Origin of the sequence: Vibrio orientalis CIP 102891 = ATCC 33934 (genome assembly GCF_000176235.1) — a bacterium.
GTDB classification, from domain to species: domain Bacteria; phylum Pseudomonadota; class Gammaproteobacteria; order Enterobacterales; family Vibrionaceae; genus Vibrio; species Vibrio orientalis.
In genome coordinates this window covers 1406912-1431670 of the sequence record NZ_ACZV01000005.1, presented here as the reverse complement: position 1 = coordinate 1431670, position 24759 = coordinate 1406912, and the positions used below count along the sequence as shown (strand labels likewise).

General features: G+C 45.0%; 19 protein-coding genes. 11 read left to right on the top strand and 8 right to left on the bottom strand.

The features are described 5' to 3' along the window. Nucleotides 1–51: 51 nt before the first annotated feature. A complete protein-coding gene (gene pta / locus VIA_RS17160; protein ID WP_004414499.1) occupies nt 52–2217 on the bottom strand; it encodes a phosphate acetyltransferase in 2166 nt (721 codons plus the stop codon). A gap of 119 nt (nt 2218–2336) precedes the next feature. After that, nucleotides 2337–3533, bottom strand: coding sequence for an acetate kinase (locus VIA_RS17155; protein ID WP_004414498.1), 1197 nt, complete (start codon nt 3531–3533; stop codon nt 2337–2339). 360 nt (nt 3534–3893) lie between these two features. Here VIA_RS17155 and yfbV point away from each other — a divergent pair, with 360 nt between their 5' ends. Further along, the gene (gene yfbV, locus VIA_RS17150; RefSeq protein WP_004414497.1) at nt 3894–4346 is read left to right on the top strand and encodes a terminus macrodomain insulation protein YfbV; all 453 of its coding nucleotides are present in this window, start codon (nt 3894–3896) and stop codon (nt 4344–4346) included. 368 nt (nt 4347–4714) lie between these two features. On the opposite strand, the gene ald is transcribed toward yfbV, so the two are convergent. After that, nucleotides 4715–5839, bottom strand: coding sequence for an alanine dehydrogenase (ald, locus tag VIA_RS17145; RefSeq protein WP_004414495.1), 1125 nt, complete (start codon nt 5837–5839; stop codon nt 4715–4717). Nucleotides 5840–6013: 174 nt separating this feature from the next. Here ald and lrp point away from each other — a divergent pair, with 174 nt between their 5' ends. Next, nucleotides 6014–6508: a leucine-responsive transcriptional regulator Lrp gene (gene lrp / locus VIA_RS17140; RefSeq protein WP_004414493.1), complete on the top strand. Its 495-nt coding sequence runs from the start codon at nt 6014–6016 to the stop codon at nt 6506–6508. 182 nt (nt 6509–6690) lie between these two features. Then, the gene (locus tag VIA_RS17135) at nt 6691–9720 is read left to right on the top strand and encodes a DNA translocase FtsK 4TM domain-containing protein (RefSeq protein ID WP_004414487.1); all 3030 of its coding nucleotides are present in this window, start codon (nt 6691–6693) and stop codon (nt 9718–9720) included. Between the two features lie 1011 nt (nt 9721–10731). Here the strand turns inward: VIA_RS17135 and dsbB are convergent. Further along, entirely contained in the window at nt 10732–11250 is a 519-nt protein-coding gene (gene dsbB / locus VIA_RS17130) for a disulfide bond formation protein DsbB (RefSeq protein ID WP_004414486.1), read from the bottom strand. Between the two features lie 96 nt (nt 11251–11346). After that, nucleotides 11347–12936 (bottom strand): Na(+)/H(+) antiporter NhaB, encoded by a 1590-nt coding sequence (gene nhaB / locus VIA_RS17125; RefSeq protein WP_004414484.1) that lies wholly within the window; start codon nt 12934–12936, stop codon nt 11347–11349. Nucleotides 12937–13606: 670 nt separating this feature from the next. Here nhaB and fadR point away from each other — a divergent pair. Then, nucleotides 13607–14446, top strand: a complete 840-nt coding sequence (gene fadR / locus VIA_RS17120; protein ID WP_004414483.1) for a fatty acid metabolism transcriptional regulator FadR — start codon at nt 13607–13609, stop codon at nt 14444–14446. A gap of 68 nt (nt 14447–14514) precedes the next feature. Here fadR and VIA_RS17115 read toward each other — a convergent pair whose 3' ends face one another. Beyond that, nucleotides 14515–15687: a DUF1887 family protein gene (locus VIA_RS17115; protein ID WP_004414481.1), complete on the bottom strand. Its 1173-nt coding sequence runs from the start codon at nt 15685–15687 to the stop codon at nt 14515–14517. A 148-nt stretch (nt 15688–15835) separates the two neighbouring features. After that, nucleotides 15836–17827 carry a methyl-accepting chemotaxis protein gene (locus VIA_RS17110; RefSeq protein ID WP_004414478.1) on the bottom strand — a complete coding sequence of 664 codons (1992 nt, stop codon included), beginning with the start codon at nt 17825–17827 and terminating at the stop codon, nt 15836–15838. Between the two features lie 224 nt (nt 17828–18051). Here VIA_RS17110 and hinT point away from each other — a divergent pair, with 224 nt between their 5' ends. From hinT to VIA_RS17075, 7 genes are all read left to right on the top strand, one after another. Beyond that, complete coding sequence (hinT, locus tag VIA_RS17105; RefSeq protein ID WP_004414476.1) at nt 18052–18402, top strand: purine nucleoside phosphoramidase; 351 nt, start codon at nt 18052–18054, stop codon at nt 18400–18402. A gap of 113 nt (nt 18403–18515) precedes the next feature. Then, nucleotides 18516–19910 carry a COG3014 family protein gene (locus VIA_RS17100; RefSeq protein ID WP_004414474.1) on the top strand — a complete coding sequence of 465 codons (1395 nt, stop codon included), beginning with the start codon at nt 18516–18518 and terminating at the stop codon, nt 19908–19910. Then, nucleotides 19907–20296: a YcfL family putative periplasmic lipoprotein gene (locus VIA_RS17095; RefSeq protein ID WP_004414472.1), complete on the top strand. Its 390-nt coding sequence runs from the start codon at nt 19907–19909 to the stop codon at nt 20294–20296. Before VIA_RS17100 ends, VIA_RS17095 begins: the two co-directional genes overlap by 4 nt. Nucleotides 20297–20332: 36 nt before the next feature. Further along, nucleotides 20333–20923 (top strand): penicillin-binding protein activator LpoB, encoded by a 591-nt coding sequence (gene lpoB, locus VIA_RS17090; RefSeq protein ID WP_004414470.1) that lies wholly within the window; start codon nt 20333–20335, stop codon nt 20921–20923. A 22-nt stretch (nt 20924–20945) separates the two neighbouring features. Next, nucleotides 20946–21800 carry a phosphotransferase gene (locus tag VIA_RS17085; protein WP_004417418.1) on the top strand — a complete coding sequence of 285 codons (855 nt, stop codon included), beginning with the start codon at nt 20946–20948 and terminating at the stop codon, nt 21798–21800. A 101-nt stretch (nt 21801–21901) separates the two neighbouring features. Beyond that, nucleotides 21902–22441 (top strand): alpha/beta hydrolase YcfP, encoded by a 540-nt coding sequence (gene ycfP, locus VIA_RS17080; RefSeq protein WP_004414467.1) that lies wholly within the window; start codon nt 21902–21904, stop codon nt 22439–22441. A gap of 408 nt (nt 22442–22849) precedes the next feature. Beyond that, nucleotides 22850–24139: an NAD(P)/FAD-dependent oxidoreductase gene (locus VIA_RS17075; RefSeq protein WP_004414466.1), complete on the top strand. Its 1290-nt coding sequence runs from the start codon at nt 22850–22852 to the stop codon at nt 24137–24139. A 65-nt stretch (nt 24140–24204) separates the two neighbouring features. On the opposite strand, the gene VIA_RS17070 is transcribed toward VIA_RS17075, so the two are convergent. Continuing rightward, nucleotides 24205–24741 (bottom strand): GNAT family N-acetyltransferase, encoded by a 537-nt coding sequence (locus VIA_RS17070; protein WP_004414463.1) that lies wholly within the window; start codon nt 24739–24741, stop codon nt 24205–24207. Nucleotides 24742–24759: the final 18 nt, after the last annotated feature.

The window sequence follows — 24759 nt, the reverse complement described above, 5'->3', positions numbered from 1 at the left end:
AAAGAAAACCCTCGCCGTGGCGAGGGTTTGTCATTTCAGAAAAGGGTTAAATTAGTTAACCACTTTCTCTTCTGCTTGAGCAGCTTGATCTGCCTGAATCGCTGTTAGAGCAACTGTGTACACGATATCGTCTACTAGTGCACCACGAGACAGGTCGTTTACAGGCTTACGCATACCCTGAAGCATTGGACCGATAGACACTAGGTCAGCTGAACGTTGTACCGCTTTGTAAGTCGTGTTACCTGTGTTTAGGTCAGGGAATACGAATACAGTCGCTTTACCTGCTACTGGAGAGTTTGGCGCTTTAGAAGCGGCAACGTTTTCCATGATAGCTGCGTCGTACTGTAGAGGACCGTCGATCACGAGATCAGGACGTTTCTCTTGAGCAAGTTTCGTTGCTTCACGTACTTTATCTACGTCTGCACCTTTACCAGATTCACCAGTAGAGTAAGAGATCATAGCAACGCGAGGTTCGATACCGAATGCTGCAGCAGAATCTGCAGATTGGATAGCGATTTCAGCTAGCTGTTCAGCTGTTGGATCTGGGTTGATCGCACAGTCACCGTAAACCAATACTTGGTCAGGCAATAGCATGAAGAATACAGAAGATACGATAGACGCATCAGGTGCAGTCTTGATGATCTGGAACGGAGGAACGATAGTGTTCGCCGTTGTGTGAACTGCACCAGAAACTAGGCCGTCAACTTCATCGTTCTCAAGCATCATTGTGCCTAGGAATACTGAATCTTGTAGCTTCTCACGAGCAACTACTTCAGTCATACCTTTCGCGCCACGTAGTTCAACTAGGCGAGCAACGTAGTTTTCACGCACTTCATCAGAGTTGATGATCGTTACGCCAGCACCTAGCTCAACACCTTGCTGCGCTGCAACACGTTTGATCTCTTCTGGGTTACCTAGAAGCACACATTCCGCGATACCACGCTCAGCACAGATAGCCGCAGCTTTAACTGTACGAGGTTCGTCACCTTCAGGAAGAACGATACGCTTGCCTGCTTTACGAGCGAACTCAGTTAGCTGGTAACGGAATGCTGGTGGGCTTAGGCGACGAGACTTCTGAGTACCCTCAGTCATAGACTCGATCCAGTTGCCATCGATGTTGCCAGCAACGTGCTCGTTGATGAACTCGATACGCTCTTTATCGTCTGCAGGTACTTCGATAGAGAAGCTCTGTAGGTTTAGAGACGTCTGCCAAGTGTTACCTTGCGCTTTGAAGATCGGTAGACCTGAGTCAAACGCTGGCTTACATAGACCTGCGATTTCCTCTGGGATGTCGTAACCGCCAGTTAGAAGTACAGCACCGATTTCAACACCGTTCATAGCAGCTAGTGCCGCCGCAACGATTACGTCTGGACGGTCTGCTGAAGTCACAAGTAGAGAGCCTGGTTTGAAGTGCTCAATCATGTTTGGCAGAGAACGTGCACAGAATGTGATGCTCTTAATACGACGCGTATTGATGTCACCAGCGTTGATGATATCAGCGCTTAGGTGCTCAGCCATGTCGATTGCACGCGTAGCGATTAGGTCGATGCTCCATGGCACACAACCTAGTACACGAATAGGAGAAGTGTTGAAGATTTCCATCACTTTCATTTCGTTTTGCTTCGCGCTATCTGCATCGTCAAAGATTTCAGATAGGTCAGGGCGAGTACGGCCAGCTTCGTCAACAGGTGCATTTAGCTTGTTGATGATCACGCCAGAGATGTTTTTGTTCTTAGTGCCGCCGAAGTTAGAACATGCTACTTCGATACGCTCTTTAAGCTGCGCAGGGTTATCTGTGCCAGGCGTTGCAACAAGTACAATCTCAGCACCAAGTGTTGCTGCAATTTCAGCGTTCACTTGGTTAGCGAATGGGTGTTTACGAGTAGGTACAAGACCTTCGATTAGCGTTACGTCAGCATCTTTGTTGATCTGGTTGTAACGCTCAACCACTGTTTCTAGCAGCTCATCCATCTTGTCGTTACCGATTAGGCTTTCAGCAACAGACATCGCAAGAGGTTGGCCGATCTTCACATCGCTGTTTGTACCAACGATAGTTGAAGTTAAATCAGGTTGATCGCCACCAGAGCGTGGCTGACAGATTGGCTTGTAAAAAGAAACTTTAACGCCTTTGCGCTCCATTGCGCGAAGAACACCCATGCTTACGCTAGTAAGACCAACACCAGCACTTGCAGGGATAAGCATAATAGTACGAGACATTCGTAGAGTACCTATAGCTATTGGATAAAAGCTTAACTGCGTATTCCTTATCAGTTGGAATAGGAGTTAAGCCCCTTAGTAAGAAAACCGGCTGACGTTAGGTCAGCCGGTCAAGTCAATTAAAGACCTGCTAGACGTGCAGTGTCTTCAGCGATAACTAGCTCTTCATTAGTAGAGATAACCATTGCTGGGATACGGCTGTTTGCTGTAGTGATTGTACCTTCGCCGCCGAAACGTGCTTTAAGGTTAGCTTCACCATCAACTTCGATACCGAAGATACCTAGGCGGTTTAGAACCATTTCGCGGATAGGACCAGAGTTTTCGCCGATACCACCAGTGAAAGTGATTGCGTCTAGACGACCTTCAAGAGTCGCTGTGTAACCTGCAACGTACTTAGCTAGACGGTGACAGAACACGTCCATTGCACGAGTTGCTTCTTCTTTCTCACCGTAGTTGTCTTCAACGAAACGACAATCAGAAGTCACTTCAGTTAGACCAGCAAGACCAGACTCTTTAGTTAGCATGTTGTTGATTTCTTCAACAGAGTAACCTAGAGCGTCATGTAGGTGGAAGATGATTGCAGGATCTAGGTCACCACAACGAGTACCCATTACAAGACCTTCAAGAGGAGTAAGACCCATAGAAGTATCTACAGATTGACCGTTCTTGATTGCACATACAGAAGCACCGTTACCTAGGTGACAGTTGATGATGTTTACTTCTTCAATTGGCTTGTCTAGTAGGTTAGCAACTTCACGAGTGATGAATAGGTGTGAAGTACCGTGCATGCCGTAACGACGGATACCGTGCTCTTTGTACAGGTTGTACGGTAGAGCGTATAGGTACGACTCAGAAGGCATTGTTTGGTGGAATGCAGTGTCAAAAACAGCAACGTTTTGTAGACCAGGGAAGTTTACTTTAGCCGCTTCGATACCAATTAGGTGAGCTGGGTTGTGTAGAGGCGCGAAAGTCGCAGCGTCTTGAATACCCTTAAGTACTTCATCTGTGATTAGTGCAGATTGAGTGAACTGCTCGCCACCGTGTACGATACGGTGACCGATAGCGCCAAGGTTAGCTTTAAGCTCAGGCTTAGAAGCAAGAATAGTTTCTACCATGAAAGATAGTGCTTCTACGTGAGCTGCGCCCGCGCCTAGTTGTGCTTCGTGCTTGCCGTCAAGTTTCCACTTCATACGAGCTTCTGGAAGACCTAGACACTCAGCAAGACCAGTTAGGTGCTCTGCACCTGTTTCTGCATCAACTACAGCGAATTTAAGAGAAGAACTACCGCAGTTTAAAACTAAAACTAGCTTAGACATTAATGACTACCTGTTAATTTTTCTGATCGAAATCAGTAAGGGTGAAAATTAATCTCAAGAATAGACGAAGCAGAAGAAGCTGCGTACTAATCTTGGTCAAAAAAACTTCGAATTCCGTATATAAGACAGTGGCGATCCAGATCACCACCCTTGCATCCGCTGCAGAAAGGTCTCAAGAGTTGCTTAAATTGTAAATAACAGCAACAATGAGATTGTGGGTCCGCAAAGGATAACGATAATAGGCAATGATAACAAAAAAAATTTGAAAGAATATTAACTTTCATCAATTTTTTCTTTGTTTAGTTGAATCTTTCAACTAAATTTTAGCCACTGGCCCTGATGTTGAAGTGAGAGAGCCCTATGAGCAATAAAGTCGGTCTAGTTCACAGCCTACGTGACGGACAAAAATACATGGATATTTGGCCAATGCGAAAAGAGCTGAATATGTTATTTCCTGAACAGCGTATTATCAAAGCTACGCGTTTTGGGGTAAAGGTTATGCCAGCGATCGCCGCTATAAGTGTGTTAACACAAATGGCGTTCAATAATTATCAGTCTATGCCTCAAGCTGTCATCATCGCACTTTTCGCTATCAGCATGCCGATTCAAGGAATGTGGTGGTTAGGAAATCGCGCTAACACTCAGCTACCACCGGCACTTGCAGGTTGGTATCGCGAAATCTATCAGAAAATCGCAGAAAGCGGCTTTGCTTTGGAGCCGATGAAATCGCGCCCACGCTATAAAGAGCTAGCAAAGATTCTTAACCGCGCGTTTCACCAACTTGATAAGAGTGCGTTAGAGCGTTGGTTTTAATCTCTTCATTCCTACTCCTTTGATTTATCGTCATTCCCTATAGCGCAGAAACAGCGCAGTAGGGAATGTCTACCAACTAATATTAGCCTTCAAGAGATCCTCAACTCTCTCGTCCCTCGCTCTCGAGGATGACAGAGAACCTGATCGTGTCCATTATCTCGGCCATTCCGTAGAGTGACAAAAGAGCGAGTGTATATATTGACTCTGTCATTCCATAGAACGACGACGTATGCCTGTCATTCCATAGAGTGACGAAGGAACGAGTAGGGAATCTCTCTAAATTCTCGATGCACTTTAAAAGATCTCCAGCTCAAACAAAAAAACGCCCACCGAAGTGAGCGCTTTCTCTTATATAAGACGATTCAACATTAGTTAAACATTGCAATTGCGTCTGCTGGTGAAACGTATTCAAGATCGAAGCTTTCAGCAACTTCTTTACACGTTACTTTACCGTGGATAACGTTTAGGCCTTCTAGGAAGCCGTTATCTGCTAGTAGAGCTTCGCGGTAACCTTTGTTCGCTAGCTTAACAATGTAAGGAAGTGTTGCATTGTTTAGAGCGAATGTAGAAGTACGAGCAACTGCACCTGGCATGTTTGCAACACAGTAGTGCACTACCTCGTCAACAATATACGTTGGGTCAGCGTGAGTCGTTGCATGCGATGTTTCAAAACAACCGCCTTGGTCGATTGCAACGTCAACAACAGCTGCGCCAGGCTTCATCTTAGCGATGTGCTCTTTTGTTACTAGCTTAGGCGCTGCAGCACCTGGGATTAGTACCGCACCAATCACTAGGTCAGCTTCTAGAACATGCTTCTCAATAGCGTCTTCAGTAGAATAAACCACTTTTGCACGACCTTGGAACTCTTCGTCTAGACGACGTAGTGTATCGACATTGCGATCAAGGATAGTAACGTCTGCGCGAAGGCCAACAGCCATACGAGCTGCGTTAGCACCAACTACACCGCCGCCGACAACGACAACTTTCGCTGGCTCAACGCCTGGAACGCCACCAAGAAGAAGACCACGGCCTCCGTGAGATTTCTCTAAAGTTTGTGCACCTGCTTGAATAGACATGCGACCTGCTACCTCAGACATTGGAGCAAGTAGTGGCAAGCGACCCATATTATCTGTTACAGTCTCATATGCTATACAGACAGCTTTGCTCTTGATTAGCTCATCAGTTTGTGGAAAATCTGGTGCTAGGTGCAAATAAGTAAATAAAATTTGCCCTTCTCGTAGCATAGCGCGCTCGACAGCTTGAGGTTCTTTAACCTTTACAATCATTTCTGCTTTGGCGAAAACGTCAGCAGCGGTAGGAAGAATGGATGCGCCTACAGCGATGTAATCATCGTCTGAAAAACCGATGCCTGAACCGGCATTAGTTTCAACAAAAACTTGGTGACCTTGAGACACTAGCTCGCGAACGCTCGCTGGGATCATGCCAACACGGTATTCGTGGTTTTTGATTTCCTTAGGTACGCCAATAATCATCCTGACTCCTCATTTTATATTGGTTGTATAAACTATAGTAGTTGTATTAACTGTTTGTAGGGTAATTCTGTCGAATTAATATCTAGTATAGATATGATTGAATAAAATTTGATACTGAATATTAAAAAGTTGTAGTATATTTTTTTGCAAGGAAGTAATAAGGTGGAATAAAAAATGGCAGACAACAATAAAAAGCCGTCCAAGGATCTTGACCGTATCGATCGCAACATTCTAAATGAGTTGCAGAAAGACGGTCGCATTTCGAATGTAGAGTTGTCTAAACGTGTGGGGCTTTCTCCTACACCATGTTTAGAACGTGTGCGCCGCTTAGAGCGCCAAGGGTACATTACGGGTTATACAGCATTACTGAACCCTCAGTATCTTGATGCTTCACTACTGGTATTTGTTGAAATTACGTTAAATCGTGGTGCGCCAGATGTATTTGAACAGTTCAATACAGCTGTACAAAAGCTAGACGACATCCAAGAATGTCATCTAGTCTCTGGTGATTTCGACTACTTACTGAAAACTCGTGTATCAGACATGAGTGCTTACCGTAAGCTGCTAGGTGATACGCTGTTACGCTTACCTGGAGTAAACGACACGCGTACCTACGTAGTTATGGAAGAAGTGAAGCAAACTAACCAACTTGTTATCAAAACTCGATAACTTCGAGTAGGCATAGAGTTAAACTCTTAATTGCTTTCTATATTCTGACTTTAAGCAATTGGGTTTTTGCCCTTGATATGGTTAAATCGATAGTCCGAGTAGCAGTGCTGCTCGGACTATTTTATTTTCTGCCGAAGCGAATCTTTCGAGCTCGGTTTTATGCTACGTAGATAAAGTTGGTTATGTTTAAAGAGACCAAAAATAAAGTCCAAACAATTATTAAAACGGGTGATGACTCCTCGCTTTCTCGTCTGAGCGGACCTCAGCGTCTTCAAGAGTGCAGTCTGATTGTTGTAGTTTTAGCATCGATATTGCTTTCAGTTGCACTTATCACTTTTAATGCCGCCGATCCGTCGTGGTCTCAAACTGCGTGGGGTGGGGAGATCAACAACGCTGGTGGCTTAGCAGGAGCTTGGCTAGCAGACACTCTCTTTTTTACCTTTGGCTCTCTTGCTTATGTTTTACCTCTTGTTATTACAGGTACCGCTTGGGTTGTGTTACGTAAACGCAGTGAAGACGAACCTGTCGATCTGATGTTGTGGGGCACGCGACTGCTGGGTCTGACCATAGTGATCTTGACCAGTTGCGGACTGGCAGACATTAACTTTGATGATATTTGGTATTTTTCATCGGGTGGTGTGATTGGTGATGTATTAACAAGCTTAGCGCTGCCAACTTTAAACATTCTCGGAACCACATTGGTATTTCTGTTTTTGTGGGGAGCGGGTTTTACTTTACTGACTGGTATTTCTTGGTTATCAATCGTGGATTGGCTAGGTGAGAAGACCATTAGTCTGTGTACTGGGCTGGTTAATCGCGTCCGTGGTCGAGAAGATGAAACTATAGAAGCTGAGTTAAATGACTACGAACAAGACATTAAGCTAGCTCGTTCAGAATCGTTACGCGAAGAGCCGACTGTATCACTGACTCCAGATTTAGTAGAACCGACACCTGAACCGCGCCGCTTTAATATTCATATTCCTGAATCTCAAGAAGTTGAGCCTAAACCCGTTCAACCTGAGCCAGTGTCCGAAGTTCAGCAACCTGTTCCTGAATACAGTGAACCAGTCGCACCTCAGACCGCTTATTCTCAGGTAGAACAAGCACAGCCAATAGCTCCAGTTCAGCCTGCTGTGAGCAATGAGCCTCAAGTTGAGCGCTCTAAGCAGCTTGGAGCCACTATCGAAGAGTTGGATCAAGCAGCGCAATATGCCGATGACTTTGTTGAACCGGATCAAGCCGTTAGTGTCGCAACTGCAACGATGGCTGCGGCTGCTACGGCTGACGTTCATACGCAGGAAATGGCGACGCCGTATGAGCAAGAAATACCATCGAATGTTGATGTTGAGCCTGTAATAGAGACGGCTCCTGCATATGAAGTGATAGAAGAAGTCCCTAGCTCCGAATTACCGTGGAATGAGAGCGTAGTGGATGAAGATATTGCGCAGCCAACTATTACAACCTCCGAGCTTGATCAGATTTCTACTGAAATTGAGCCATTAGAGCATCACCAAGAACCAATGATTTCATCGTTTGACGTTGTAGAAGAAGCGCAACTTGAACCTGTAGAAGAATATCAGCCTCAGCAAGCAGAACTTCCAGAAGATGACGATGCTGCAGCGCTTCATAATATGGTTGCAGAAGCTCAAGCTAAAGTCGTAGCACAGCAGAATCCATTCCTTGTGCAACATGAGTCAAATCTACCCAAGCCGGTAGAACCGATGCCGACGCTAGAGCTACTTTACCATCCAGAAAAGCGTGACAACTTTATTGACCGTGATGCATTAGAAAATATTGCAAGATTGGTTGAAGCTAAATTAGCTGACTACAAAATTAAAGCTGAAGTGGTCGATATCTTCCCTGGTCCTGTTATTACGCGCTTTGAGCTAGATCTCGCTCCAGGGGTGAAAGTAAGCCGTATCTCTGGCCTTTCTATGGACTTAGCTCGCTCGCTATCGGCAATGGCTGTTCGTGTTGTCGAAGTTATTCCGGGTAAGCCGTATGTGGGCCTAGAATTGCCAAACATGAGTCGTCAAACAGTCTTTTTCTCGGATGTTGTTGGTAGTCAGCAGTTTATTGAGGCTAAATCGCCAACGACGGTTGTGCTTGGTCAAGATATCGCGGGTGAAGCGGTAATCGCTGACCTATCTAAAATGCCACACGTGTTAGTCGCGGGTACGACAGGTTCGGGTAAGTCGGTAGGTGTTAACGTAATGATTCTGAGTATGCTCTACAAAGCGACGCCGGAAGATGTACGTTTCATAATGATCGACCCGAAAATGTTGGAGTTGTCGGTTTATGAAGGTATTCCTCATCTTCTATCCGAAGTTGTAACCGATATGAAAGATGCGTCAAATGCTCTGCGTTGGTGTGTCGGTGAAATGGAACGTCGCTACAAGCTGATGTCGGCATTAGGCGTACGTAACATTAAAGGCTTTAATGACAAGCTTAAGATGGCGGCTGAAGCGGGACACCCTATCCATGACCCATTATGGCAACCAGGTGATAGCATGGACGAGCATCCGCCGTTATTAGAGAAACTGCCTTACATTGTCGTGATTGTCGATGAGTTCGCAGACTTGATGATGGTGGTAGGTAAGAAGGTAGAAGAGCTGATTGCTCGCTTGGCACAAAAAGCGCGTGCGGCTGGTGTTCACTTAATTCTCGCGACTCAGCGTCCTTCTGTAGATGTCATTACCGGTTTGATTAAGGCGAACATTCCGACACGTGTTGCGTTTACTGTTTCGACTAAGACGGACTCGCGTACCATTCTTGATCAGGGCGGTGCAGAGTCGTTACTTGGTATGGGTGATATGCTTTACTTGCCACCGGGTTCAAGCCATACCGTTCGCGTTCATGGTGCCTTTGCATCAGATGATGATGTTCATGCGGTGGTTAATAACTGGAAAGCACGTGGAAAGCCGAACTATATAGAGGAGATCACCAATGGTGATCAAGGCCCTGAAGCGTTACTCCCGGGTGAGAAGCCTGAAGGCGAAGAGGAAATGGATCCACTGTTTGACCAAGTTGTGGAACATGTTGTCCAGTCTCGTCGTGGTTCTGTGTCCGGTGTTCAGCGCCGCTTTAAGATTGGCTACAACCGTGCAGCACGTATCGTTGAGCAGCTAGAAGCGCAAGGTATCGTAAGTGCACCGGGTCATAACGGTAACCGGGAAGTTCTTGCCCCAGCACCTAGCCGTGATATGAACTAGGACTTGCCAATACAAGCATCAAAAAAGGGTTAGCGATCGAGCTAACCCTTTTTTATGTGTAGCTTGAGTGAAGCATCGTCATTGAGAGGCAGTGTCATTCCATAGAGTGACGAAGGAGTGAGTAGGGAATCTCTAAAAATTACCTGCTTGCTTTAAGAGATCCCCAATTCACTCGTGCCTCGTTCTCGAGGATGACAGAAGTCGTCATTGAGAGGCAGTGTCATTCCATAGAATGACGAAGGAGCGAGTAGGGAACCTCCAAAGTTACCTGTTTGCTTTAAGAGATCCCCATGCACTTGTACTTGTTTTCGAGGATGACAGTGGTCGTCATTGAGATACAGTGTCATTCCATAGAGTGACGAAGGCACGAGTAGGGAATCTCTAAAAGTTACCTGCTCGCCTTAAGAGATCCCCAATTCACTCGTGCCTCGTTCTCGAGGATGACAGTAGTCGTCATTGAGAGGCATCGTCATTCCCTAGAGTGACGAAGGAGCGAGTAGGGAATCTCCAAAGTTACCTGTTTGCTTTAAGAACCCCCCAATTCACTCGTGCCTCGTTCTCGAGGATGACAGTAGTCGTCATTGAGAGGCAGTGTCATTCCATAGAATGACGAAGGAGCGAGTAGGGAATCTACAAAGTTACCTGTTTGCTTTAAGAAATCCCCAATTCACTCGTGCCTCGTTCTCGAGAATGACAGTAGTCGTCATTGAGAGAAAGTGTCATTCCATAGAGTGACGAAGGAGCGAGTAGGGAATCTCTAAAAGTTACCTGCTCGCTTTAAGAGATCCCCAATTCACTCGTGCCTCGTTCTCGAGGATGACAGTAGTCGTCATTGAGAGGCAGTGTCATTCCATAGAGTGATGAAGGAGCGAGTAGGGAATCTCCAAAAGTTAACTGCTTGCTTTAAGAGATCCTCGATACATTTTTTCTTCATCGTGAGGATGACTGAGCGCTTAAAGAAAAAGGGCTGATGTCTTCACATCAGCCCTTCGTTGTTCTCTTATCTTGTGCTTATTTGTTCTTAGCAAACTGCGCAATAACAATCACACCAAGTGCAATTAAATTACCCGCAAAAATAACCACTAACCATTGCGGCATTGATAGCGTTAAGAACTGCCAAACCACTTTGCTACAATCACCATACGCTTCAAACATCCAAGGAACCCATTGGTTCAATGGCGCCCAATCAGGGAAGGTGACGAATAGATCACAAGTTGCGAAAGGTGATGGGTTGAACTGGTAATCGACGTGTTGCATGGCAAGAGCTAAACCTTTGTATGCACTTGCACCCCACGCGGCTAAACCTAACCAACGTATCAATGGGTTGTTCGGTGCAATTAAGCCAAGCAGTGCAGCACCACCGACGCCAAGCATTGCGACGCGCTCATAAATACACATCACGCAAGGTGATAGCATCATAACGTGTTGAAAGAACAGTGCACAGGCTTCAAAGAATACGACAAAAAGGAGTAGTAACAACCATGAGAGTCGTCCTTGAGAGAAAGTTTTGATTGCAGAAAGTATATTCACACAGATGTCCTGAAGTAATAAAAAAGCCCTGAGTTATCAGAGCTTTTTATCGTGGAAAAGTTTCAGTATCAACTAAAAAATTTGAATTTGATCTAATTAGTGTCCACTGGATACAGCTTGTACAGCGTCACCAACTTGTGCAGTAATCCAACCTGCATCGTAGAACCATGCTGTCATAGGCTCAACGAAGAATACGATACCAGCCAGACCTACTGTCGCTAGGACAATAGTGTATGGCAGTGCCATGACAACCATGCGACCGTAAGATAATCGGATTAGCGGTGCAAGTGCTGACGTTAGTAGGAACAAGAATGCTGCCTGTCCGTTAGGCGTTGCAACTGACGGTAGGTTAGTACCTGTGTTGATGGCTACAGCAAGAAGGTCAAACTGATCACGAGTAATCACACCTTCAACTAGCGCTGATTTCACTTCATTAATGTATACCGTACCAACAAACACGTTATCCGATACCATTGAAAGAACACCATTTGCTACATAGAACAGAGCAAGCTGGGTGCTTTTATCTTCAACGGCCAGTACTGCGTCGATAACTGGCTTAAATAGCTCTTGGTCGATGATTACTGCCACAACCGCGAAGAATACGGCGAGCAGAGCGGTAAATGGTAGAGCTTCTTCGAACGCCTTACCCATTGAGTGCTCTTCGATCACTCCTGTGAATGCCGTTGCTAGAATAATGACGGACAGACCAATAAGACCAACTGCCGCTAGGTGAAGGGCGAGGCCAACGATTAGCCAAACAGCGATGATACCTTGTACCCACAGTTTTGCGACGTCTTGCTTAGTACGTGTCTTACGTTCTTCACGGTCAAAATCAACAAGGATTTGACGCACGTTATCTGGCAGACGAGCGCCGTAACCAAAGACTTTCAGCTTCTCGACAATTACACAGGTAATTAGGCCACAAACAAATACAGGCGCCGTTACTGGAAGCATACGGATGATGAATTCGCCAAATTGCCAACCAGCTTGGTCGGCAATGATAAGGTTTTGCGGTTCACCCACCATGGTCATTACGCCGCCCAGCGCGGTACCAACACCAGCATGCATTAGCAGCGAGCGCAGAAATGCACGGTAGTTCTCAAGGTCGTCACGAGTTAGCTCTGAAAGATGATCATCTTGGGTATGATCGTGCGATGCATGTGGCCCTTGGCCTGATGCAACCTTGTGATAAATCGCATAGAAGCCAACAGCAACACTGATAACAACAGCGATTACAGTTAGTGCATCAAGGAAGGCTGAAAGGAATGCTGCCGCGAAACAGAAGGCAAGCGAGAGCATACTTTTTGAATGGATACCGAGTAATATCTTTGTGAAGATGAACAGCAATAGCTGTTTCATAAAGTAGATACCCGCCACCATGAAGACCAGAAGTAGCAGTACTTCGATATTGGCCACGAGTTCATGTTTCACTTGATCAGCACTGGTCATACCGATGGCAATTGCTTCGATGGCGAGTAAGCCACCAGGCTGTAGAGGGTAACATTTTAGCGCCATTGCTAGAGTAAAGATAAACTCAGCAACGAGTAGCCAACCTGCTACAAAAGGGTCAACCAAGAAGAAAACAATAGGGTTGATAATTAGAAAAGAAATGATGGCAACTTTATACCAATCTGGAGCTTTACCAAGAAAGTTCTTGATAAATGCATTTCCGAGTGACATCGGCATGATCTAGATACTCTTAATGTTGTTATGAATAGACACTGCGCGTGCTTGAATCCATTAACCGGAAATTGTGGAATTTCCAACATCTGGCTATCGTCTAGCCAGAGGGAAATGAACCCGATTCAACAGTGACTTAGAAAAACAACATTGCTTCTATGATCATGTGGTCTTGCCAAGTCACTCCCTGAGAAAGACAAACACTCCTTACTTTGGCCGCCACTCTACTCTTCAACAGAATTTAGTCAACGATAAACTGGATGTTGTGATTTTATTAAGTGACTTTTGTTGAAAAACGCGATCAAAGTGGCGTAAACATATCATAAGAGTTGTGAAAAACAATGGTTAATGTTGGCTAGCCACTGAAACGTTAGAATAAGAAAGAATATGTAATTATATTGCATGAAAATGGCAGTCTATTTTTGCAATTTTAAAAACTTAACTTTTGCATATAACCCTAAAGGGGGTGGGGTGTGTCGCGTGTTTACATTTTGTTAAACTTTAGATTGGAGGCGTTTCATCCTCCTGCGAGGGTCAGTAAATGTGAAGGTGATTTAGAGTGTTAGCTCTAATGATGCTTTGTGCCATGTTTCCTGTGTGACGGTTTCCGATATAGGATAACTAGTGGTATGATGAGTTAATTAGACCCAAATAATAAAGACTGGATAATACATAAATGGTCATTAAGGCAAAGAGCCCAGCAGGATTCGCAGAAAAATACATTATTGAAAGTATTTGGAAAGGCAGATTCCCACCTGGTTCAATTTTACCAGCAGAACGTGAGCTCTCTGAACTAATTGGCGTTACTCGCACAACACTACGAGAAGTTTTACAGCGTTTAGCCCGTGATGGTTGGCTGACAATTCAACATGGTAAACCAACGCGCGTAAACCAGTTTATGGAAACCTCGGGCCTGCATATCCTTGATACGTTGATGACACTAGATGCCGATAATGCGACGTCTATTGTTGAAGATTTGCTTGCAGCACGTACGAACATCAGCCCAATTTTTATGCGTTATGCATTTAAAGCGAATAAAGAAAACTCTGAGAAAACCATTTCTAACGTTATCAGCTCATGTGAAGCGTTAATTTCAGCAGATTCATGGGATGTGTTTATGGAATCTTCTCCTTATGCAGAGAAGATTCGTCAACACGTAAAAGATGACGGCGAGAAAGATGAGTTGAAACGTCAATCCATCTTGATTGCAAAAACGTTCAATTTCTATGACTACATGCTATTCCAACGTCTTGCGTTTCATTCAGGCAACCAAATCTACGGTTTGATCTTTAATGGCCTGAAAAAGTTATATGATCGAGTGGGAAGTTACTACTTCTCTAACCCAGAGGCTCGTGAGTTAGCACTGCAATTCTACCGTGATTTACTTGAAGTGTGCGAGACCGGAGATCGTGAACAGATCCTAATTGTGGTTCGCCATTACGGTTTGCAAAGTGCACAAATTTGGAACCAAATGAAAACAACGTTGCCAACGAACTTCACTGAAGACGATAGCTAACAAGTAGAACGCTTAAATTGAAAAACCGCCTTTCGGCGGTTTTTTTAGCTTTGTTGATCACGTGTCGGTTAGCAATCGGCTATTTCTTCTTCGCGACCGCCCGCTTCTGCAAACCAGTCCGCTAGATGAGTTCTAAGGTCCTTTAGTTCGTCGGGGCCAATCAGAGCGAGTCCTAGGTCTTCAGCGCGCGTAATATCGTTGTGGCGCAATGGACGGAAGCTAACCAGCATTGCTCGTGCTTGTAGACCACCTAAAAGGTCGCGTAGAGATTCCAACTTGTAGAGCGTATCGTCACCATCATCACGCATCCCTTTCGTCTTACATTCGATGATATGCAGCTTATTGTTCACCACTGAAGCAACGTCAAGCTCATTGCGCACCTCTCTATCACCGAGTTGGCGGTAGACTTGAACGTTGAGCGAGCGATCTTGAATGGTTGGCATATCCTGCTGGATCTGTCTCACAGTGCTGTGCACTAAGGTCTCTAGCCACTCACCGTTAGAAAAACGTCGCGCATCTTCGTTAGCAAATGTCAGTACACCGTTCTCGTACGTTGCGATCTCTGCTTCGACCAAGTCGGTCAATAACATATTCAGCTCGCGATAGCCTTGCTGTTTCTCAGAAAGCTCTACGTCGAGTTTTTGCTCTTTACGGCAGGTCGTCGCAAGATAGTTTAGCGTTGCCAGACCAGGCCCAAGTTCTAGAGCATTACCTGCCCAGCGTTCCCCAAGCTCATACAACTTTTGGTCAAGCTGCGGTGGTAGCTCATGGTCGTTGAATTCGCCACGAGCACCAAACACGGTGAGATAATCGTCAATAGTAATACGGTCTTCGACTTGCGAATCTTCCTTACCATCTGGATACAACCAGCACAAACGGTCACTATTGGGCTCAACAACAAAAATTGGCCAGTGATAAGTACGGAACACTTCGTATACGGACAACAGTCTATGACGCAGACCGCAACTCGCGTTAAGTTTTACTTCCTCTCCTCTAGCGGATAGGTTTTCGGCCAATGTACTGATGGCTTGTTTGATTTTAGAGGTATTCGCGACATTCGGGATTTCGAAGAATTCAGAAGTGATGTTTCTTTTGCTCAATACACTATGAAGGCGAAGGTACATATCTTCTTGCGATGCTACCCCGATGAAAACGATGTGATCGCTAATCGTGCGATTATCCAATAATGGGGTAACTAGGCGTATTGGGTCTTGGTCAATAATGCCAACATGAACGGCCATAACAATTCCTCATGTTCGGCTTGCAAAAAAGAGTAAGAAAAGCGGGGGGCAAGCCTATTAAATCATATAATGACACTGACCCCAAAAAACAAGGGCGACTATAGAAAATAGTCGCCCAAACTCAATTAATTACTGTTTTCTGACTTAACTACAACTTAAAGCGATGCACCAAGTCACCTTGTTGGTTTGCGAGCGAAGAGAGGTTAGAACTGGTTTGCGCTATCTCTGCCATCGCTTGATAACTGGCGTCGGCAATCAGATTGATCTCTTCAATATTGCGCGCAATTTCACTGGTTGTTTCGCTTTGTTCCCCTGCCGCCTGAGAAATGTAGCCACTCATTTGGCTGATTTCCATAATCAGCCCTTGAATTTCTTCCATTGCACTGTTGGCACTTGAAGCTTGTGCAACTGACAGCTCCATATCGTCCTTACAGCTTTGAATGACTTTGTTTGCAGAGCTTGAGCTGCTTTGAAGATTGCTGATCATATTTTCAATTTCTGACGTTGATTCAGTGGTACGCTGCGCGAGCACACGAACTTCATCAGCAACGACAGCGAATCCGCGGCCTTGTTCACCGGCGCGAGCAGCTTCAATTGCAGCGTTAAGTGCCAGCAGATTAGTCTGTTCAGCAATGTTACGGATTACGTCTAAGATGCTGCCGATTTGACTGCTCATTGCTTGCAAATCTTTTACTGCGTCGACCGATTGATTCAAGCGTGTTTCGAGTTGGTTGATGGTCGAGATGTTGGTGCCCATGATTTGTCGACCCGACTCTGACGCAATTTCGACTTTCTCAACCATCGTTTGAGAATTCTGCGCACTTTGCGCGACCTCTTGGACTGAATGCGCCATTTCGGTCATCGCAGTGGCGACGTTAGCGGTTTGCTCACGTTGTTGGCTTAATTGCGATTGAGCCTGTGAAGAGGTGGATTGGTTGGTTGATGCAGTATTGGTCAGGTTATCTGAAGCATCGTTTAGCTCGACCAAAATGCCATGTAAGTTGTCCGCCAGTGAATTGATATGGTGACTAACACGACTGAATTCGTTGTTATAGCGAATATCGATTCTCTGGGTCATATCACCGTCGGTTAGGAACTCCAGTGTACGGAGAATGCGAGTTAAAGGTTCGCGTACACTTTGAGCAATATGATAACCGATAGCAAGCGCCATAAAGATCACGATAGCACCGATAGAAACGGAACGAATCACGCCTTGTTCATAGACTTCACCAGCTTCGCTTAGTGAGGCATTCAGCCCTTGCTGTGCAACTTCGCTAAATGAAGCGAGTAGTTCGCTGGTTGCATCAACTTGTTGGGTTAGATTGGCGATATTGGCATAGAGCGCATCTTTCGCGTGCAGGTAAGTACTATGTTGATCAAGCACCCCACCTTTTTTACCGACATCTAACGTAAACTGCTGAACTGACTCATCGAACGCTTTTTTGATCTCTGGCATCTGGCTGGTTAAGCCACGATAAGCGTAATTGAGGTGGGTGACCGCTTTCTTGTTTTTAGCAACCGCTTTAGCGACGAATTCCGTGTCACTGCTTGCTAGCGCGTCAGAGGTGATCATCTCAGCATCTTTTAACTTGATGAAATAGCTTTTCGCCATCACTTTCACAGAGATGCTGCTTTGATCATCAACATACTCTTTCATGCCCAAGCTCAGTTCTGAGTGCAGTCGCTGGAATTGGCGAGTGGACTTTTGTACCTGAGCTTGCGCTTCAAACATCTCGCGGTAGTTTTGCATCGCTTGAGTTGCTTCAGTGAAATAGTTCACTTCCATCTCTTTAAGCTGAACAATCGACTCGGCTAATTCAGGTTGATTTGTACTGACCTGTTGTAACTTTAATAGCTGTTGATTATAGGCTTGTTTAACCTCTTCAAATTCGCCGGACAGTTGGTCCATGCGCTCGAAGCTCTGCGTGGTCAAAAAGTCTTTGAATAGTTTATCGGCAGAAAGTAGCGCTACACTCGTTTGGTTAGATTGTGAAACCAGTGGTAGTGAAGTGTTAGATACGCCTTCGAAATTTTGGTGTATCTGCTGCATTCCTCGCATCATCATCAACGTAGTGATGACGAACATTATTATGATCAATGCAAAGCCAGCGTACATACGCTTAATCACTGAGCCCTTCATGGATCTCTCCCTTATACTTATCATTTCTTAGAAAATTAACAAAAAGATGACCATTGTATTGACAACGAGACACGCATTTTATGACGCACAATACAAATTTAGCTAACCGCCCGTCACCGTATGCTGTTTAAATCAAATGAACACTGTTTTTTATTGTGATTTTGCGAAGCTTGGCGCATACTCGAATCAATTCAATTAATAAAACCGTACCGATGGAGCGCTTCATGGCTGAAGAAACCATTTTCAGTAAGATCATTCGTAAAGAAATCCCAGCAGATGTTGTTTATCAAGATGACCTAGTCACGGCATTCCGAGACATCAACCCACGCGCGCCAAGTCACATTTTGATCATCCCCAATAAGCTTATCCCGACGGTCAACGAGATCGAAGAAGAGGACGAGCTAGTCATGGGGCGCATGTTTACGGTTGCACGCAAGTTAGCGAAAGAAGAGGGTATCGACGAAGATGGTTACCGTCTGATCGTGAATTGTAACTCTCATGGTGGTCAAGAGGTTTACCATATCCATATGCACCTTGTTGGCGGCCGTCCGTTAGGTCCAATGTTAATGAGCTGATCTTTGACTTTAAGGCATATCGAACAAATTTAATCTCGTGTTGTCTTAAGCAAGGATAAATTTAGAGCGTAGCGAGTGTCGCAACGCTCTTACTGACAACTATGGAATACCAAGTGCATAAACACATTCGACTGGCATTCGTCATCGGCAGCTCACTCGTGCTTTCTGCATGCGCTAACTTATCTGCGGGCAATTTATTTAGCCACTACAGCGCACAAAATAATGAACTGCATCAAAAGGTGAGAAGCGGTGACTATCAACAAGCAGAGTCATTACTCCCAGAGCAAGTTGCAGGCGATATTCTAGATAATTTTGAGAAGGGCCGAGTCTACCTATTGAATCAGCAATATGCTGAGAGTAAGTCGGCGCTTGACGATAGTGATCGAGCCGTGAGAGTTCAGCAGGACCAAGCAACGATCTCACTTTCTGAAAGTGCGATGAGTGTTGGCGCGTTAGCGGTTAACGACAACTTGAAAACCTATCACCCTGCTGACTATGAACTTGGCTTTCTTCATCTTTATCTTGGGCTCAACTATCTTAAGGGAAATGACCTAGAAGGCGCTTTGATTGAGATGCGTCGTGCTAATCAAGTTCAAGAACAAGCTCGTAAAGATAGAGAGAAAGAGCTTGAGTCTGCTCAGAACCAGATGGAACAGCAAGGTCTGACGCCAAATTTAGGCAGTATCTTGTCCAACTACCCAGATGCAGGTCAGAAGTTACAAGCGGTTCAAAATGGTTACTTACTCTACCTGTCGGCACTGCTATATGAAGCGGATAGGGACTTAAACAGTGCTTATGTGGACTATCGACGTGCGCTTGCGGTGATGCCTGACAACCAACAGATCATTGATGGTACCAAGCGTGTTGCGAAGCGTTTAGGGATGCGAGAAGACCTTGCAAAACTGGAAAAACGTTACGGTAAAGCCAACTATCTTGCCCAAGACAAAAGTCGCGTTATTGTGATTGATGAACGTGGTGTTGTTGAAGCGATGCAAGGTTGGAAACAAGCTTTGCCACTATATGACAGTCGCGGAAACGGAGCTTGGTACAGTATTTCTTTGCCGTACTACCCAGATAAGCGTGAGCAGAGCTTTGGGTCATTGTCTCTTAACAATAATACGCTTTCTGCTGATATGTTGAGTGATGTGAATTTGATGGCGAAGCAAGATCTCTCTGAGCGGATGCCAAACATCATCATTAGACAAGGTTTAAGAGTCTGGGCTAAAGATCGATTAAGAAAAGAGGCCGCAAAGGACGATGATGTCGGGAATTTGCTGTTCAACGTATGGAATACATTGACCGAGCAACCTGATACGCGCAGTTGGTTGACGCTTCCTAGCGAAGTTTACAGTTCGAGCGCGATGGTAAAACCCGGAGAGCAGAACATATTGCTCAACGGTCAACCTTACACATTTAACGTGGAACCAGGGCAAACAGCGTTAGTCTGGCTTTCACGTCAAGGAAACAATGCCACGATTTGGCATAAACAGTTAGGAAACATACGATGAAAAAATGGCTTATTTCATTAGTAACAGTATTGGCCATCGTTGGTTGTGCTGACAATACTGCAGGGCTACGTATTGATGGTGCATCTCAAACGGTCATTTTTGGTGACAACGTATTGGCTGGGCGTTTGAAGATCGATGATATTTCAACGACTGAAGTTGATGGTAGAGCGCGCGGTGTAGTACGTCTGATTAGTCAATACACTGGTGACCAGCATGTACAGTATCGCTTCTATTGGTATGACGACCAAGGTCTAGAAGTGAATAACAAGCTAAGCCCGTGGAGACAGGCGATTGTTCGAGGGACTGAAGAAATTTCGATTTCAGAAGTGTCGATCAACCCAAATGGAACTCAGTTCCGTGTTCAGATTCGTCAGCTAGATAACTAATTAAGTAGTAATAAAGGAAATTTTAAGGAACCAACAATGAAAAAAAGTGTAATTGCATTACTTGGTTTAGCGGTTGTATTGGGCGGTTGTTCAAACCAAGTGAGCTACGGGGATGCTCAAGCCGTTGAAACAACCACAATCGACTTTGGTTCAACAGACTTGCAAAAAATTGCTGGTGAAATGGTTGATAGCATGATGATGTCAGGTTCTGTTGCTGCCATCACACGTGACTCGCGTCCGATTGTTTTTGTAGAACGTATCAAGAACAAAACCAGTGAACACATTGATACTGAATCTGTTACAGACAGCATCAGTACCAAGATGCTGAACTCTGGTAAGTTCCGTTTTGTTGATATGGACCGTGTAGAATCGGTTCGCGATCAACTGAACTTCCAAAATAACGATGAACTTGTCAATCAGAGCACAGCGATTCAGTTTGGTAAGATGGTCGGTGCGCAATACATGCTTTACGGTAACCTATCAAGCATTGCTAAAAACGCAGGTAGTGACAAAGACGTGTACTACAAGATGACGATGCGCTTGATGGATCTAGAAACAGGTCTTATCGAGTGGGCCGACGAGACTGAAATTCGTAAGCAAGAGTCTAAGAGCTTCTTAGGCCTATAATGAGTTAGAGAAGGGGTGCGCTATGGCGAGGATGTCTTGGAGCGAAGCTTGTCATCTTGATCGTTCGTTATTGTCGTTAGAGCACTTTTTCTCTATTCCTCCGGATTACGCACAGACGTTGACCGGAGGGCTCACCAATCGTTGCTGGAAAATCGTTACGACAGACAATAAGTCTTTCGTGTGGCGTCCAGCAACGCATATCACCAAAGCGTTTTCAATTTCACGCTTTCAAGAATATCAAATCCTTTCGGCTATTGAATCAAGCCACCTTTCTCCTACTGCTATTCATATCAATGATCAAGGTCTACTTGTCGATTGGATAGAAGGGGAATCGCTGACGGATAGTTTGAGTTTTGATTCGCTGCTTCAAACCATGATTAAAATTCATGATTTAGATACTCAGCGCCTTCCTCTCGCACCATTTAATTACACAGCCAGAGTGGATCATTACTGGATGCTGTTATCCGATGAACACAAAGTGCCGGCGTTTGCTGAAATCTACAATCGATGGCGTACTGCTCCGAACTTGGCTGATGTGGGCTTATCTCTGTGTCACTTTGACTTAGCAGGCTATAACATGGTGAAGACAGAGCAGGGTAATAAAGTTATTGATTGGGAATACGCTGCATTGGCGGATCCGCGTTTAGATCTCACTCTTAGCATCGATGTGATGGATGAGAAACCCTTAGAAGCCGTTTATCGATACTGCCAGTTGCGTGGTATTGAGGGGGTAGATGATTGGGTTGAGGGCGTGTTAGCTTGGAAGCCAAGAGCGACCATGATGGCGATGTTGTGGTACTTGCTTGCCTATCAGTTATGGGGAGATGAACAATATTTAACCCAAGCAGAAAAGCTGCAACAAGCATTTTGTAGCTAAGATCACTGTTTGATGCATCGGTAGAGGTTATCTCTAGCCCGTTGCTTTTAAACCTTATTTTTCGTGGTAGATTAAGCTCACAAGGATCGGGGGATTACACGATGATTATTTATTTACACGGTTTTGATTCAACTAGCCCAGGCAATCACGAGAAAGTGCTTCAACTGCAGTTTATTGATGATGACGTGCGTTTTATCAACTACAGCACACTTCACCCTAAGCACGATATGCAGCACCTACTTAAGGAAGTGCATAAAGTGATTGAGCAATCAGGTGACAAAGCGCCGATCATCTGTGGTGTAGGACTTGGTGGTTACTGGTCCGAAAGAATTGGTTTTTTATGCGGTATTAAACAGGTTATCTTCAACCCTAATTTGCACCCTGCGCGTAATATGGAAGGTCGTATCGATCGTCCAGAAGAGTACGAAGATATCGCGACGAAATGTGTTTCTGAGTTCCGAACAAAGAACAAAGGTCGCTGTTTAGTGATTCTTTCCAAAGACGATGAGATCCACGATAACAGCAAAACTGCTGCTGAATTAGAAGATTACTACGACATCATTTGGGATGAAACTCAGGCTCATAAGTTCAAAAAAATCTCCCAACATCTTCAAACGATGAAGGCGTTTAAAAACGCATAGCGAACGCTTTCTCCGTATCGGCTCATCAAAGCGGCGTTATTTATTAACGTCGCTTTTTTATTGTTCAATCCAGTCAAAATCCTTACAACTTTAAATGAGATTAGCGCATTCTTTAGTTGCGAAGCGCAGTTTGCCCTATATAATGAGTTCACTATAAATTTTTTGATAAATATCAAAAAAAATTGAGAGTGAGTGAAAAAGCTTACCCATTATTAGCTGATCTTGTTGCAGATTAGTGCTTAGCCATAAGGCTTTATTATCCAATAAGCGTGTCGTATATCGAACAACACCTCTACCAGTATGTGCTTTCAGTTGATGAAAGCTGACTGAATAAAAAGAACCAAATTTTATCGATGTGGTTTAGGCCGTGTCGAAACACATTTATTAACTTTTTTGAGGAATGTAGCTGTGACACGAATTATCGTAGTAGGCGGCGGCGCAGGCGGCCTAGAGCTTGTGACTAAACTTGGTCGTACGTTAGGCCGTAAAGGACGTGCAAAGGTGACTTTGGTTGACCGCAAAGCGAGTCACCTTTGGAAGCCACTTTTACACGAAGTTGCAACTGGTTCACTTGATGAAGGTGTGGATGCTTTGAGCTACCGCGCTCATGCTAAAAACCACCACTTCGACTTCCAAATGGGTAGCCTTGAGGACATTGACCGTGAGCGCAAAGTGATTAAGCTGCGTGAACTGACGGACGAAAATGGCGAACTGCTCATGCCAAGTCGTGAGCTTGATTACGACATTCTGGTAATGTCTATCGGTTCAACGTCGAATGACTTTAATACTCCCGGTGTTCGAGACAACTGTATTTTCCTAGATAGCCCTGAACAGGCTCACCGCTTCCGCACTGAAATGAACAATCAGTTCCTAAAGCTACACGCGAAAAATGGTAACGGGACCGTTGATATTGCGATCGTTGGTGCTGGTGCAACAGGTGTCGAGCTTTCAGCGGAGCTGCACAACGCGGTAAAAGAACTGCGTACTTATGGTTTTGGCGATCTTGACTCAAGCAAGCTTAACGTAAACCTTGTTGAAGCGGGTGAGCGTATTCTTCCTGCTCTACCACCGCGTATTTCTGGTGCGGCACATCAAGAGCTGACGAAGCTTGGCGTGAATGTGCGTACAGCAACGATGGTGACACAAGCGGATAAAGATGGCTTGGTGACCAAAGATGGTGAGAAGATCCCAGCACAAATCATGGTGTGGGCTGCGGGTATCAAGGCTCCAGATTTTATTAAAGATATTGCAGGTCTTGAGACCAACCGCATTAACCAGTTAGTGGTTAAAGATACGCTGCAAACCACGCGTGATGACGACATTTTCGTGATTGGTGATTTGGCTCAGTGTACTCAAGCGGATGGTTCATTCGTGCCTCCTCGTGCTCAAGCAGCACACCAGATGTCTAGCTGCGCGTTCTCAAATATCGTTGCTAAGCTAAACGGCCGTGACATGAAACCTTATGTCTACAAAGATAAGGGCTCGTTGGTCTCTCTAAGCCGTTTCTCTACGGTAGGCAGCCTAATGGGTAACCTAACTAAGGGTTCAATGATGGTTGAAGGTCGTATCGCACGCGTGGTGTATATCTCGCTTTACCGCCTACACCAGATGGCTTTGCATGGCATGTTCAAAACCGGCTTGATTATCCTGATGGGGCGCATCAACCGCGTACTTCGCCCTAACTTGAAGTTACATTGATATTTGGTTTGAAATCGAAGACAAAAAAGAGCGCTAAGGCGCTCTTTTTATTATGGTTCTTTTGATTAAGGAATAATGGAGTAAACCAAGCCTGCTTTGGGCTTCCCATTGTAGAGAAAGCGGTTTTCTGCGCGTGATTCGAACTTGCCGCCGCATCTTTCAATCAATTTCTGGCTCGCCTGATTACCGGGGTCGCAGACAATCTCAATACGGGTAAGTTTTAGCACATCAAAGCAAAACTCAACTAAGGCGTTAACAGCTTTACTACCGTGTCCCTGGCCTTGATGCGCATCGCCAATCCAGTAACCGATGCTAGCCATGTTGAAGGTGTGGTATATCTCATTAATCGCAACCATTCCCAGCAACTGATCTGAGTGACGACAAAATACACCGAAACCATACGCTTGTGCTTTGACCCAGTTGAGCCGGGTCGCAAGGATGAATCTCTCTGCATCGTCGGTTGAGAAGTCAGATTGGCACCAATCAATCCATTGATGGAGGTTAGGGGAGTTACACACGCAATCGCGTAAGATCTCCGCCTCTTCGCTATCGATTAAGCGCAAGTTAAGATCTTGTGTGATGATTTGATAACTAGGTGTCATAAAAATTGAGCCCTCGTA